The organism is uncultured Flavobacterium sp. (assembly GCF_951805225.1).
Lineage (GTDB): Bacteria > Bacteroidota > Bacteroidia > Flavobacteriales > Flavobacteriaceae > Flavobacterium.
This window is the reverse complement of record NZ_OX638201.1, coordinates 5,242,739-5,257,723: the sequence shown is the minus strand read 5'-3', so window position 1 is coordinate 5,257,723 and position 14,985 is coordinate 5,242,739. Positions and strand designations below refer to the sequence as shown.

The 14,985-nt window shown below is 32.2% G+C and carries 15 protein-coding genes; 10 read left to right on the top strand and 5 right to left on the bottom strand.

The features are described from left to right. Positions 1–93 precede the first annotated feature (93 nt). Complete coding sequence (locus WN975_RS21965; protein WP_099710579.1) at positions 94–717, top strand: bifunctional nuclease family protein; 624 nt, start codon at positions 94–96, stop codon at positions 715–717. A gap of 76 nt (positions 718–793) precedes the next feature. Continuing rightward, entirely contained in the window at positions 794–1,645 is an 852-nt protein-coding gene (locus tag WN975_RS21960) for a thymidylate synthase (protein WP_099710578.1), read from the top strand. 38 nt (positions 1,646–1,683) lie between these two features. Here the strand turns inward: WN975_RS21960 and WN975_RS21955 are convergent, their stop codons facing one another. Further along, entirely contained in the window at positions 1,684–1,980 is a 297-nt protein-coding gene (locus WN975_RS21955; protein WP_099710577.1) for an isoamylase early set domain-containing protein, read from the bottom strand. A gap of 236 nt (positions 1,981–2,216) precedes the next feature. On the opposite strand from WN975_RS21955, the gene WN975_RS21950 reads away from it, so the two are divergent. From WN975_RS21950 to WN975_RS21935, 4 genes are all read left to right on the top strand, one after another. Continuing rightward, positions 2,217–2,555, top strand: coding sequence for a 2TM domain-containing protein (locus WN975_RS21950; protein ID WP_337968353.1), 339 nt, complete (start codon positions 2,217–2,219; stop codon positions 2,553–2,555). A 19-nt stretch (positions 2,556–2,574) separates the two neighbouring features. Further along, complete coding sequence (locus WN975_RS21945) at positions 2,575–3,057, top strand: dihydrofolate reductase (RefSeq protein ID WP_099710575.1); 483 nt, start codon at positions 2,575–2,577, stop codon at positions 3,055–3,057. 588 nt (positions 3,058–3,645) lie between these two features. Continuing rightward, positions 3,646–4,377: a bifunctional demethylmenaquinone methyltransferase/2-methoxy-6-polyprenyl-1,4-benzoquinol methylase UbiE gene (gene ubiE, locus WN975_RS21940; RefSeq protein WP_337968352.1), complete on the top strand. Its 732-nt coding sequence runs from the start codon at positions 3,646–3,648 to the stop codon at positions 4,375–4,377. A 1-nt stretch (position 4,378) separates the two neighbouring features. Beyond that, positions 4,379–5,101, top strand: coding sequence for a porin family protein (locus tag WN975_RS21935; protein WP_337968351.1), 723 nt, complete (start codon positions 4,379–4,381; stop codon positions 5,099–5,101). A gap of 9 nt (positions 5,102–5,110) precedes the next feature. Here the strand turns inward: WN975_RS21935 and WN975_RS21930 are convergent, their stop codons facing one another. Next, entirely contained in the window at positions 5,111–5,839 is a 729-nt protein-coding gene (locus WN975_RS21930; protein ID WP_337968350.1) for an RNA methyltransferase, read from the bottom strand. 37 nt (positions 5,840–5,876) lie between these two features. Here WN975_RS21930 and WN975_RS21925 point away from each other — a divergent pair, with 37 nt between their 5' ends. The 4 genes from WN975_RS21925 (at position 5,877) to WN975_RS21910 (ending at position 11,209) form a co-directional block, all read left to right on the top strand. Further along, a complete protein-coding gene (locus WN975_RS21925; RefSeq protein ID WP_337968349.1) occupies positions 5,877–8,450 on the top strand; it encodes a BamA/TamA family outer membrane protein in 2,574 nt (857 codons plus the stop codon). A gap of 60 nt (positions 8,451–8,510) precedes the next feature. Then, entirely contained in the window at positions 8,511–9,578 is a 1,068-nt protein-coding gene (gene fbaA, locus WN975_RS21920) for a class II fructose-bisphosphate aldolase (RefSeq protein WP_099710570.1), read from the top strand. Between the two features lie 82 nt (positions 9,579–9,660). Next, the gene (gene accD, locus WN975_RS21915; RefSeq protein ID WP_099710569.1) at positions 9,661–10,515 is read left to right on the top strand and encodes an acetyl-CoA carboxylase, carboxyltransferase subunit beta; all 855 of its coding nucleotides are present in this window, start codon (positions 9,661–9,663) and stop codon (positions 10,513–10,515) included. A gap of 82 nt (positions 10,516–10,597) precedes the next feature. Continuing rightward, a complete protein-coding gene (locus tag WN975_RS21910; RefSeq protein ID WP_337968348.1) occupies positions 10,598–11,209 on the top strand; it encodes a hypothetical protein in 612 nt (203 codons plus the stop codon). A 134-nt stretch (positions 11,210–11,343) separates the two neighbouring features. Here the strand turns inward: WN975_RS21910 and WN975_RS21905 are convergent, their stop codons facing one another. The 3 genes from WN975_RS21905 to WN975_RS21895 all read right to left on the bottom strand — a co-directional run bounded on the left by WN975_RS21905 (position 11,344) and on the right by WN975_RS21895 (position 14,913). Continuing rightward, positions 11,344–12,231: a cupin-like domain-containing protein gene (locus WN975_RS21905; RefSeq protein ID WP_337968347.1), complete on the bottom strand. Its 888-nt coding sequence runs from the start codon at positions 12,229–12,231 to the stop codon at positions 11,344–11,346. Positions 12,232–12,518: 287 nt separating this feature from the next. Continuing rightward, on the bottom strand, positions 12,519–13,565 hold the full coding sequence (locus tag WN975_RS21900; protein WP_337968346.1) for an NAD(P)-dependent alcohol dehydrogenase: 1,047 nt from the start codon (positions 13,563–13,565) through the stop codon (positions 12,519–12,521). A 97-nt stretch (positions 13,566–13,662) separates the two neighbouring features. Further along, positions 13,663–14,913 (bottom strand): ABC transporter permease, encoded by a 1,251-nt coding sequence (locus tag WN975_RS21895; RefSeq protein ID WP_337968345.1) that lies wholly within the window; start codon positions 14,911–14,913, stop codon positions 13,663–13,665. Positions 14,914–14,985: the final 72 nt, after the last annotated feature.

The window sequence follows — 14,985 nt, the reverse complement described above, 5'->3', positions numbered from 1 at the left end:
TGTTCCATATTTTTTGATTAAAATTGCACCTTTATTTTTCAATCAAAAAAAGTACTAAAATGAGGCATTAATTGCCCTTTTTTACCCACATATATGAGTCTAGTAAAATTATCCATAAAAGGAATTTCATACAGTCAAACTCAAAATGGCGCTTATGCCTTAATTTTGAATGAAGTCGATGGCGAAAGAAAATTACCTATAGTTATTGGTGCTTTTGAAGCACAGTCAATCGCTATTGCTTTAGAAAAAGAAATAAAACCTCCTCGTCCGTTAACACACGATTTGTTCAAAAACTTCGCCGAAAGATTTGATATTGTCGTAAAACAAGTGATTATTCACAAACTTGTTGATGGTGTTTTTTATTCGAGTTTAATCTGCGAAAGAGATAAAATCGAAGAAATTATCGATGCGAGAACTTCTGATGCAATTGCATTGGCATTACGTTTTAATGCTCCAATTTTCACTTATAAAAACATTCTGGACAAAGCAGGGATTTATCTAAAATCAAATACTGCCGAAACAGATCAGGGTTCTCAGGAAATTGATGATGTACTTTCTAATCCGGAAACTTTTGGACATGAAGAAGAAACAAATCAATCTGGAGATCTTTATGCAAAACATAGTCTACAGGAACTAAATGAACTTTTAGATCAGGCAGTTTCTCAGGAAGATTATGAAAAAGCAGCAAAAATCAGAGACGAAATCTCGAAAAGATAAAATTATTGTTTAATCGTTGATTTGTTTATTCGTTAAATCGATTAAACAATTAGACGAATAACCGAATAAACAAAAAATGAAGCAATACTTAGATTTAGTAAAACACGTTTTAGAAAACGGCAATCAAAAAGGAGACCGAACCGGAACCGGAACAAAAAGTGTTTTTGGTTACCAAATGCGTTTTGATTTAAGTGAAGGTTTCCCAATGGTTACAACCAAAAAATTACACTTAAAATCGATCATTTACGAATTGCTTTGGTTCTTAAAAGGCGATACAAATATTAAATATCTTCAGGAAAACGGAGTGAAAATCTGGGATGCATGGGCAGATTCTAACGGAGATTTAGGACCTGTTTACGGACATCAATGGCGTAATTGGAATAGCGAAGAAATTGATCAGATATCTGAATTAATTACAGAGCTAAAAACAAATCCAAACAGCCGCAGAATGTTGGTTTCAGCATGGAATCCTTCTGTTTTGCCGGATACCAAAAAGTCATTTGAGGAAAACGTAGCCAATAACAAAGCTGCTTTACCTCCTTGTCATGCGTTTTTTCAGTTTTATGTAACAAGTCCTGATACTGAAAAAGGAGAAACTAAGGGAAAATTATCTTGTCAATTGTATCAACGAAGTGCTGATATCTTTTTAGGAGTTCCTTTTAATATAGCTTCTTACGCTTTATTGACAATGATGATTGCTCAGGTTTGCGATTTAGAATATGGAGAATTCATTCACACTTTTGGAGACGCCCACATTTACAACAATCATTTTGAACAATTAGAATTGCAATTGACTCGTGAGCCAAAACCATTACCAAAAATGATTTTGAACCCAGAGATTAAAAACATTTTTGATTTTGATTATAATGACTTCACTCTTGTAGATTACGAGCCACATGCCGGCATTAAAGGAAGTGTTGCTGTATAAATTATAAAAAAATCCGCTTAAAATTTAAGCGGATTTTTTTATACAACTAAAACGCTGTTTTCGCTTCCCGCAAAATCATTCCATTTATAAGAATCTGCCTCAGGATCATTAACATAACTTCCGTCAATTATATACTTAAACTCGTAAATTGCATCTTTTACTAAGTCATAAGTAGCTTTAAAAGTTCCGTTTTTTAACTTACTTAAAGTTCCTTCTTCAATATTCCAGTTGTTGAAATCTCCTACAACCGCAGCCGAATTTGCATCTTTAGCATCAATAGAAAATGTTACTTTAACTACCGGCTTCGTTTTGATAAATTGTTTTTTCAAAGACATAACTATTTAGTTTTTAGATTCATACACTAAATTACACAAATCAAATGAACTTTTAATATCAACACAATCGATTTACGATAATATCAAAAACGTACTATTATTTAAATCATATCGATAATTTATGGCATGATAAATTTTGCATTCCGAATTCGTAACTCATTTTAAAACAAATATTATGACTTCAAAATATTGTGTTTTCAAAATAAATTTTAACTTTATAATCTCATTTACATCACATGGAAAAAGAAGTACACGAACAATACGAATATGCCAGGAGAAGACTCAAGCAAAAAAAAGTGCTTTATTTTCATTTTGTGCTTTTTCTGCTAGGAGGATTATTTTTATTTGTGGCTAACAGATTTTTTGGTTTTGGAGATTCTACCAACCAAAATTGGTGTATTTGGGCTATAACAATATGGTTCTTTCTCTTTATTTTACACTTTATAAAAGTTTATATTACGGACCGTTTCATGAATAAAAAATGGGAAAGAGAACAAATTGACAGACTTGTTGCTTTACAGCAAAAAAGAATCAGTCAATTAGAATCCAGAATAAATGAGGATACAGAAAAATAAAATTTAGTTTTAGCATACCATGATTATAATGATAGCGGCTGTTGCCGAAAATAATGCCCTTGGAAAAAATAATGAATTGGTTTGGCACTTGCCAAATGATTTTAAAAGATTCAAATCGCTTACAACCAATCATCATATTATTATGGGAAGAAAAACTTTTGAGAGTTTTCCAAAACCATTACCTAACCGAGTTCACGTAATAATTACACGCCAAACAGATTATAATCCGGAAGGCTGTATTGTTGTCGATAGTATTGAAAAAGCAATTGCAGCATGTCCTGAAAATGAAGATTCATACATTATTGGCGGAGGTGAAATTTACAATCTGGGATTGCCTTATGCAGATATTATCGAAATAACAAAAGTGCATCATACTTTTGAAGCTGATACTTTTTTTCCTAAAATTAGCGAGAGTGAATGGCAACTTGTAGAAACGGAAGAAAATTTTAAAGATGAAAAACATCTTTATGATTATACTTATGAAACTTATATTAAGAAATAAAAAAAAGAAATAAAAAAAACACCCTCTTTTGGAGGATGTTTTTTAAAACGATTGATTTTTAGATCTGCCTCTTTCGAGAAATAGTTTTGGAAAAAAAATCACAAATGTCATAAAGACATCTGAAACAACTGAATAACATAAATGTTACATTGAGAACAAGTCTCAAAAGAGCCTTTAATAACAAATACCACTAAGATATTAAAGGCAAGAAATTAAAATTTCCAAAAACAAATTTAATCCTAAGAACGTATTTCGCACTTTTAAAAGAGTATTGACCCCAAGAACAATACTTTCAAAACTACTTTCAAGAACAAATGAACTACTAGTGCAAAAAAGTACCCATTTGATTTGAGTCATTTATAACTACCAATCATTAAATTTTATCATTTTTACTTTAGCAAAATTGGTCATTAAATACATGTCTCACAATACCCACTTTTAGTGATTTTTTCAAAATACCCACTTTTAGTGATGCAAAAACACACTTATAATTAACAGCAAATAATCATTCTGAAAACATTTGATTTACAAATAAAAAAACTCAATTACAGTTAACCTAGATTGTTTATATTTGCCTAAATAAAAAAAATGTCTGAAAAAATAACTCCATATAAAGACTCTTCTTTAGGCAAGAAAGAGCAAGTTGCCCAAATGTTTGATAACATTTCTGGGAACTACGACAATTTAAATCGCGTAATTTCTTTTGGAATCGATGTTAAATGGCGCAAAAAAGTATTGAAAATTGTTTCGGATACAAAACCTAAAATCATTCTTGATATCGCTACAGGAACTGGTGACTTAGCTATTTTAATGGCACAAACTAATGCCGAAAAAATAATTGGACTGGATATTTCAGCTGGAATGCTTGAAGTTGGAAGAAAGAAGGTAGAAGAAAAAAAACTTTCTAGTGTTATTGATTTAGTTTTGGGAGATTCTGAAAACATCCCTTTCGAAGACAATTATTTTGACGCTATAACTGTTGGTTTTGGAGTTCGAAATTTTGAAAATCTGGAAAAAGGTTTTTCTGAAATATTAAGAGTTTTAAAACCAAATGGTGTTTTTGTAATCTTAGAAACATCTGTACCGGACAAAACACCATACAAACAAGGATATAATTTTTACAGTAAAAACATACTTCCAATCATAGGAAAATTGTTTTCTAAAGACAATTCTGCTTACGGTTATTTATCTGAATCTGCTGCTGCTTTTCCTTATGGAGAAAAGTTAAACAATATTTTGAGAAAAATTGGGTTTATAGATGTTGTAGCTTTGCCTCAAACTTTTGGTGTTGCAACCATTTATTCTGCGTCTAAAAAATAGTATGAAAAAAACTGTAATCTTAATTTTATTAGTCTTATTATCCTCAAAAGGATATTCGCAATTTGCTAAAAGTATGTTTAGCAAAGATCCTATTATTAATCTGGAAAACTGGCAAAAACAACGTCTGTATTTTGGATACTATTTAGGATTCAACAGTTTCGATTTTAAAATTGACTACAAAAATCCGGTTCCGGATGATATTCAGGTCAAAAAAACAACGGGATTTAATGTTGGAGTTGTTGCCGACTTAAGATTGCAGGAATATATTAATTTGCGATTTGAACCAGGTTTATATTATACAAAACGTGATTTATATTATCCGCATACTGCTGAAGCTACAGAATCTTTTTATCTTAGAGAGGTAAACAGTACTTACATACATTTCCCTTTATTATTAAAATTCTCTTCTTTAAGAACAGGAAACATTCGCCCTTATTTAGTTGGAGGATTATCGACTACATTAAACTTGTCGAGCAACTCAAAATCAAAAGACGATAACTTCGAAGGGAAATTTAGAGTTAAACAATGGACTTCTGCTTATGAAGTTGGTTTTGGAATTGACTTTTTCTCTGAGTATTTTATTTTCTCTCCTTCTATTAGAGGAATGTTTGGTATAAATGACGAATTAATTCGCGATAATCCTGAAAATGGACCAAGTCGCTGGACAGGCAACATTGATTCTATGAAATCGCGAGCAATTTTAATTAATTTTACTTTTCACTAAAACAAAAACCTAACTGTTTCGTTTAAACTCACTAAGGATAATTGCCGTTGCGGTTGCTACATTTAAACTTTCGGTTTTTTGAAGCTCACCAAATCTGGGAATTGTGAGACGGCTTGTAACTATTTTTTCAATCTCTGCCGAAATACCGTTGGCTTCATTACCCATAACAATAATTCCGTTTTGAGGTAAATTTGATTGATAAATATTATCTCCGTCCATAAATGTACCAAAAACCGGCAGATTTGTCTGATTGATAAAAGTTTCTAGATTAACATAATTTACGTTTACTCTGGCAATAGAACCCATTGTAGCTTGTACAACTTTTGGATTATAGATATCAACTGTTTCTTTTGAACAAACAATCTGCTTAATCCCAAACCAATCGCAAAGACGTAAAATCGTTCCTAAATTTCCGGGATCACGAATGTCATCTAAAGCTATAATCAAACCTGAATCAATTATTTTATTTTCGGCAGGAATTTTGAAGACTGCTAAACAAGAATTTGGAGTTGTTAGAGCGCTTATTTTTTTAAGTTCTTGCTCATTTATAAGGGTACGTTTTGAAGATTGAACTGCTTCAAAATCGTTTAGAGTGGTATATAAATGCTCTAATTCAAAATTGGATTGCAACAATTCTTGAATTACTTTTACTCCTTCGGCGAAAAATAATTGATTTGCAAAACGTTGCTTTTTTTGATGTAAACTTGAGATAAGTTTTATTTGGTTTTTACTAACCATAAAATAATGTACTTTTGAATTAAATATTTAAGAACACTTGAAAAAGAATTCCACAAAAATAATAGCATTTATCCTAATAGCAATATTTATTTGCGCTTGTAATGCCGTAAAAAGAGTTCCCGATGGAAAAAACCTTCTTGTAAAAAATAATATTCTTGTAAATGGTAAGTCTACAAATGATGAAACTGCCGCAAATCAAATGTATCAAAAACCAAATGGTACTTTGCTGGGTTTTAAATTACGTCTTAACTTATACAATTTAGCCAACTTAAATCCAGATTCTACTTATAAAGCCAAATTCAAAAATAATCCGGGTCTTTACGAACGTCAAGCCAAATTATTATCTGCAAAACAAGTAGATCGCCTTGGACAATCTTTTTTCTACAAAGGTATTCATGAATTCTTGAAAAGTACTGGTGAAGCTCCAGTTATTATTGATACTGCAAAGACAAAAAAGTCTTTATTGCGTTTGAAATTTTATTATTTCAACAATGGTTTTTTTAATGTTGCTACAGATTATACTATAGATAGTGTTGCACGAAAAAAGGCTAAAATAAACTACAATATCACTACAGGTCCAGCGTACATTCTTGATACTATCAAAACTAATATAATGACTCCTGCATTGGACTCATTATACAAAACTAACAATGAGCCATCATTCTTAAAATCCGGAAATCAATATAAAACTTCTGATTTTGAGGAAGAAAAAAATCGTATAACTACTTATTTTAGAAATCACGGTGCTTATTATTTCCAACCTACTTATGTTACTTTTGATATTGATACTATTGGTAAAAAGAACAAAGCCGATGTAACTTTAATTGTCAACAACAACAATATTCAGGAAAGAGATTCAAGCAGAACAGAACCGTTTAAGTTGTACAAAATTAGTGACGTCAATATTTACACTGATTATTCTCCTGCAAATGCAAAAACCAAAATCACAGATAGTACAACTTATAATAATTTCAATTTATACAGTTATAAAAAATTAAAGTACAAACCGCGTGCTATTACAGATGCTGTTTTTATCAATAAAGGAAGCACTTTCTCTGACACGAGAACAACTCTTTCGTCAAGATATTTAAACAACTTAAAGATCTTTAATTATCCTTCGATTCAATATGAAGTCGACAAACGTGATTCAACAGCACAATCCTTAATTGCGAATGTTTATTTGACTCCAAGAAAAAAATATAGTTTTGGTGCTACTTTTGACGTAACACATTCTAATATTCAGGATTTTGGTATTGGAGCGAGTATTTCTGAAACTATTCGAAATGTATTTAACAGAGCTGAAACACTGGAAATTTCGACACGTTTAAACATCGGTTCGTCTAAGGATATGGCGAATCCGAATAATAACTTTTTTAATGTTTCGGAATATGGTGTTGATTTAAAACTGAATTTCCCTAGAATACTTATGCCTTTTGGAACCGAGAAAATTATTCCGAAAAGGATGATTCCTTCCACAAGTGTTTCTGCAGGTTTTTCTAAACAGAGAAATATTGGTTTGGATAAAGAAAATTTCACAGGCGGAATAGCCTACAATTGGTCTCCAAAAAGAAACAATACCGCAAAACTGGAATTATTAAACGCCCAATTTGTACGAAACTTAAATCCGGGTAATTATTTTAATGTTTATACTTCTTCCTATAATGAATTAAATAATATTGGTAAAGATTACAATACCGATCCTTTAAACTGGGGGCAAGATCCGGCAGAGCAAGACAATAAAAACCTTACTATTCCTCAAGGAACTACTGGTTTTACTAAGGAAGTACTAACCAATCAAACCACATTGAGACCGGGAGATCCTCAATATAAAGATGTTGAAAGTATTGAAGAAAGAAGAATTCGTTTGACCGAAAATGACTTTATTCTGGCAACAAGTTATACGTTTACTAAAACCACCAAAAAAGATCTTGCTGATAATACTTTCTATCAATTTAAAACAAAAATAGAATCTGCAGGAACTTTATTATCGGCTATTTCAAGTATTGGAAACTTGCCTAAAAATGCAAATGGTAATTACGAAATATTCAACTTAGAATATTCAGAATACATAAAAACTGAATTTGATTATATCAAACACTGGGATTTTGGTAAAGAAAAAGTATTAGCGGTTCGAACCTTTTTTGGAATTGCTATTCCTTTTGGAAATTCAAATTATATTCCGTTTTCACGAAGTTATTATTCCGGAGGTTCAAATGACAACCGCGCATGGCAACCTTATGCATTAGGTCCTGGAAGTACGAATGCTGTTAATGATTTTAACGAGGCAAATATGAAAATTGCGATGAGTGCTGAACTTCGATTTAAAATTTTTGGTGATGTTAAAGGAGCTGTCTTTGCAGATGCCGGAAATATCTGGAATGTACTCGATAATGTGATTGATGAGAAGGCAAAATTCGACAGCGTAAACGATTTAGCTGAAATTGCATTGGGAACAGGATTCGGTTTACGATACGATTTAAGCTTTTTTGTAATTCGATTAGATTTGGGCTTTAAGACCTATAATCCAGCACATCCGGAGGGAGATCGTTGGTTTAAAGAATACAATTTTGGGCACTCTGTTTTAAATTTTGGAATAAATTATCCTTTCTAATGCTAATTAATTCTTATTTTTGCAACCTAAAAACTAAAAACAACTATAAAAAAAATTACAATGGCACACAATATTAAACCAGGAGTAGCTACAGGAGATCAGGTTCAGGAGATTTTTAATTATGCGAAAGAAAAAGGTTTTGCTTTACCAGCAGTAAACGTTACTGGGTCAAGCACAATCAATGGAGTTCTTGAAACTGCAGCAAAACTAAACGCGCCAGTTATTATTCAATTTTCAAACGGAGGAGCACAATTTAACGCTGGAAAAGGATTATCAAATGCAGGTGAAAAATCAGCTATCGCTGGTGGAATCGCTGGAGCAAAACACATTCATACTTTGGCAGAAGCTTACGGTGCAACTGTAATTCTACACACTGACCACTGTGCAAAAAAATTATTACCTTGGATTGATGGTTTATTAGATGCTTCTGAAAAACATTTTGCAGAAACAGGAAAACCATTATTCAGTTCTCATATGATCGATTTATCTGAGGAGCCAATCGAAGAAAACATCGAGATCTGTAAAGAATATTTGGCTAGAATGAGCAAAATGGGAATGACATTAGAAATCGAACTTGGTATTACAGGTGGTGAAGAAGATGGTGTTGACAACTCTGATGTTGATAGCTCAAAATTATACACTCAACCAGAAGAAGTAGCTTATGCTTATGAAGAATTATCTAAAATAAGCCCTAAATTTACAATTGCAGCTGCTTTTGGAAACGTTCACGGTGTTTACAAACCAGGAAACGTAAAATTAACTCCAAAAATCTTAAAAAATTCTCAAGATTACGTACAAAACAAATTCAACACTGGACATAACCCGGTAGATTTCGTTTTCCACGGAGGTTCAGGTTCTACACTTGAAGAAATCAGAGAAGGTATTAGCTACGGAGTTATCAAAATGAACATTGATACAGATTTACAATTTGCATATACTGAAGGAATTCGTGATTATATGGTTAAAAACATTGACTATTTAAAATCTCAAATTGGTAACCCAGAAGGTGCTGATGTTCCTAACAAAAAATATTATGACCCAAGAAGATGGGTACGTGAAAGCGAAGTGACATTCAACACAAGACTTGAGCAAGCTTTTGCAGACTTGAATAACGTAAATACATTATAATAAAAAGTTGAAAGTTTCAGGTTTCAAGTTTCATGTTTTCCAACTTGAAACTTGAAACTTAAAACAAAAAAAAACATTCAATATGGCTTGGTTTAAAAGACAGGAAAAAGGGATTACGACTGCTACTGAAGATAAGATGGACGTTCCGAAAGGATTGTGGTACAAATCTCCTACTGGAAAAATTATTGACGCTGACGAATTAGCCAGAAACTTATTTGTTAGTCCTGAAGATGATTTCCACGTTAGAATTGGAAGCGCAACCTATTTTGAAATTTTGTTCGACAATAATGATTTTGTTGAATTAGATAAAAACATGACATCAAAAGATCCGCTGCATTTTGTTGATACAAAAAAATATGCTGACAGATTGAAAGATGTAATGGAGAAAACTCACCTGAAAGACGCTGTGCGTACAGGAGTGGGAAAATCTAAAGGAAAAGAACTTGTAATTTGCTGTATGGATTTTGCCTTTATTGGTGGATCTATGGGAGCTGTTGTTGGAGAAAAAATTGCCAGAGGTATTGATCACGCGATCAAAAACAAATTGCCTTTTGTAATGATTTCTAAATCCGGTGGAGCTCGTATGATGGAAGCTGCTTATTCTTTAATGCAATTAGCAAAAACATCTGTAAAATTGGCTCAATTGGCCGAAGCAAAATTACCTTATATTTCGCTTTGTACTGATCCAACTACCGGAGGAACAACTGCATCATATGCTATGTTAGGAGATATTAATATTTCTGAGCCTGGAGCTTTGATTGGTTTTGCTGGTCCTCGTGTTGTTCGCGATACTACAGGAAAAGATTTACCAGAAGGTTTTCAAACTGCTGAATTTCTTTTAGAGCATGGTTTCCTAGACTTTATCACGCCTAGAAAAGAATTGAAAGACAAAATTAATTTGTACATCGATTTGATTCAAAATAATACAATTAGATAGTTTTCGGACTTCTTAACATATAAAATCCCATTCGCTTCGGCCGATGGGATTTTTTTATATCTTTATTTTAAATCTATCTTTTATGAAAAAAATATTAACGGGTTTAATACTTTGTTTTTTGATCTTGAATTGTTCCAAAAAAGAAAGCCACGATAAAACTGATACTTATATTATTTCGTATGAAGACAAAAAACTTCAAAAATATAGTGATTCGGTAGCAAATAGTAATAGTAATCTAGTTGTAATACCAAACAGAGGTTTTTACAGTGAATGCCAACTTATTATCGATAAAAAAGGAGCCTTTTATTTTTATCAAAAAGACTATTTCATGAGAATTTGTGGTAATCATTCCAAAAGTGACACACTCCCCCATTTTTTAGATTTAAAACCAAAAGATATTGTTCGAATACCAGAGAAAAGCTTAAATGACTTTCTTTCTGAAAACATACTTAATAAAGAAAGTGGCAGACGAGTTTTAACAATTGCATCCCAATCTGATACTATCAAAAATACCTCTTTTTTAAATTTTATAAATAAAAACAAAATAGATACATACTTAATTAGAAGAACAACGCAAGAAGAAGATACAGTTCTTAAATACAAGAAAAAAGATACCTCATATTATTCTGAAGATATTAAATGGGATCAAAACAGAATACAACTTCCTTTTATAAAACCAAAATTGGATCATTAAAACAAAATTTGTATCGTTGCTACGGAACTTCTAAAATCTATTTCCATTTTTTCAACGGAATAAATTCCGTTGCTACCAACCACTAATTCCTACGGAATATTTCTTTGACTTGTGATTTCAATCTTAATTCTGAATTACCCTGCCTTTTTCAAATCCTTTTTTAATTCTCTTTCGGCAATTTTAAAAGCTAGTTTCTCGCGCCATATTGCATAACGTTCTCTAAAAACGATTTTTACAGCGCTATCGACTGCGCCATGCATGAACAAGCTCCAAACACTTGCCATTTTTCGGGTTATTGATTTATCCCACGCCCGAAGACTGAGCGAAAAAGAACCATCAATATATCGCATCCAATGCCACATTCCGGTTGGCATAAATAATGTATCTCCGTGTTCAAGGAAAACTTCATAACCTTCGACACCTTTTAGAGCGGGAAATTTTTCAAAATCGGGATTAGAAACATCATAATCTTCTAATGCATAAGTTGTATTTGGAACGCAGTAAAGTCTTTTTTTCCATTTATAATCAAAAAGAATAATATGTTTTCTCCCTCCAAAATGAGTGTGAAAAAGATGCGGCAAATCGATGTCATAATGCAAAAAGGTAAAAGCATGCGAACCTCCAAAAAACATTGCTGGCATACTTTCTATAAAACCGCCCATTAATTCTTTTGGAACTTTTACATCATTAACCAATTCAGGTTTATGTTTGAATAGATTGAAGAAAAAAATACGCAATTGTGTTGGCTCTCTTTTTATTAAATCAAGATATTCTCCAAATTTCATACTTGCAATCGAGGCATTGATTACTTTCTTGGGATCGGCTTTGGAATTATCCACTAGTTTTACCTCAATATCTCCCGCAATTTCCTTAAAATAATCTGTTGTCCATTTTTCTCTTGCAGGCCAATCTTTTGTCAACCCTTTTATAATTAAAGGTTTCTTTTTATCTAAATATTTCTTTTTAAAATCTTCTCTGGAAATAGACTCAACAACATCGACAGGTTTTAATATAAAGCTCATTTATTCAGTAATTTAAATTGTCTATCTACCAAATTTATTTAATTATTTTGAGCTCAAAGCATTTACAGTAAAATATTACAAGAAAAATATGTTTTGCGATTCTTCAAAAAATCTCACTTTACTTTTATAATTCTCAAATCTCTAACTGTTTTATTTTCAACACTAAACAATCAAGCACAAAAAAACCGAAGAAAGATTCTTCGGTTTTATATTTATTTCTAAAAAATTCAAAGCATTTATCCAAAACAAGAAAACCTCTGAACCTTTGCAACTCTGTAACTTTGAACCTATTTTAAAGAAGCCATATCAATTACAAAACGATATTTTACATCGCTTTTATTCATACGATCGTAAGCTTCATTGATATAAGACATATCGATTATTTCAACATCTGACGTAATATTATGTTCGGCACAGTAATCTAACATTTCCTGAGTTTCTTTGATTCCGCCAATCAAACTTCCTATAATACTTCTTCTTTTCATGATTAAAGTAAAAACAGGAATTTCTGCGGGAGCTGGCGGAGCGCCAACAACAATCATTGTTCCATTGGTTTTTAATAAATTCAAATAAGCATTATGATCGTGTTTTGCCGAAACTGTATTTAAGATAAAATCAAAACTATTAGCAAGAGATTCCATAGTTCCAGGATTTGAAGTCAAAGCAAAATGATGCGCTCCAAGTTTTTTCGCATCGGCTTCTTTAGATGGAGAATGGCTTAACATCGTAACTTCGGCACCAAAAGAAACGGCAAATTTTACCGCCATATGTCCCAAACCTCCAAGTCCTAAAACTCCAACTTTATGTCCTTTTCCAACATTTAAATAACGCAATGGAGAATAAGTTGTAATTCCCGCACATAATAAAGGAGCTACGCCACGCAAATCAAGTTTTTCTGAAACATGAAGTGTATAACTTTCGTCAACAATAATACTAGTAGAATATCCGCCACGAGTTGGGATATCTGTTCCTCTTTCTACGCTATTGTAAGTTCCTGTCATTCCTTCGTCGCAAAACTGCTCTTCTCCAGCCTGACAACTCGGGCATACTCTGCAAGAATCGACAAAGCAACCAACGCCTGCTAATTCTCCAACTTTAAATTTGGATACTTCGCTACCAACGGCAACGATTCGTCCAACAATTTCGTGTCCGGGAACTAAGGGATAATTTACAGGTCCCCACTCTCCTTTTGCAGTATGAATATCTGAATGGCAAACGCCGCTATATAAAATTTCTATCTGAACTTGATGAGCACCAACTTCCTTTCTTTCAAACGTGTAGGGTTTTAACGGATTTGCAGCATCGTAGGCTGCATAAGCTTTCACTGGTATCATATTATCATATTTTTAATTAGGGTACTAAAATTACGACAAAATTCAACAACAAAATGAAAATCTAAGTTGTAAAAAAATTATTATTTGAAACCTGTTTTTACATTCCGCTTCTAATAGCTTCAACAGGATCTAATTTTGCGGCCGAAATAGCAGGTAAGATTCCCGAAATTAATCCAACAAACATAGACAATCCTCCTCCAATTATTATATTCCAAAAACTTAAAACAAATTCAAAATCCAACAAATTAGTTAATAGTAAAGACAGCAACCAAACTATTAGTAAACCAATTATTCCGCCAATCAAACAAAGTATTATGGCTTCAAATAAAAACTGAAATAATATAAATCGATTTTTTGCTCCTAAAGATTTTTGAATACCTATTAAATTCGTACGTTCTTTTACAGATACAAACATAATATTGGCCACTCCAAAACCTCCAACTAAGAAAGAAAAAAAGCTTATAATAATTCCGCCAATTCTTAAGCTTCCCAAAATACCATCAATAAAGTCAGTAAAACCAGAAAGTACATTCACAAAAAAGTTATCGATTTCTCCTGCTTTCATTCCGCGAATTGCTCTTAATTTCTGAGCAACTTCTGCTTTATAAGCTTCCATATCGATACCTTTTACAGGTTTTAAGACAATTACCGGCGTCATTGAATCGCTATCGCCATACATTCGACGTAAAAAATTAGCCGGAAAATAAACCGAAGTATCATTACTATCGCCAAAAAAACCGGCTCCTTGTTTTGTCATTACACCAATAACGGTAAAACGCTGTCCGTATAAACGAATATTTTTTCCGATAGGATCGCTACTTTCTCCAAAAAGTCCATTAGCAATATCGTGCCCTAAAACAATTACGGGAGCTCCAGAATTTGATTCGGACTCATTGTAAAATCTTCCTTTCTCAAAACTCAAACCGTCAATATCAACCATTTCAAAAGAAGAAGGAATCATGTTTACATCGGCAACCGTTTTTGAATCGTATTTTAAACTTTCATGATTTACAAAAAGCTGATAACCTACTTGGTCTGTATTATTAAGAGAGTTTTTTAAAGCAATATATTCATCATATTTTACATTTGGAAACTGTTCTCTTTTCCATTGTGGAATTTCGGATGGTCCAAAGCAAAATTTCATTAAATAAATCGTATTTTTATCTAAGCTACTCAAATCTTTAGAAATTTTTCTGTCTAAAGAATCAACTGCCGCCAAAACAGCAATAATTGAAAAGATACCAATCGTAACGCCAAGCAAAGACAATAAAGTACGTAATTTATTATTTCGCAAAGCGTTTATAGCAAAACCTAAACTTTCTTTTAATAATCTTAGATAAACAAGCATATTTTCGTATTTTTCAATAAAGTAAAATTCAATAATTTAAATTCAAAAACCTAATAAAAGTTAACTAACTCA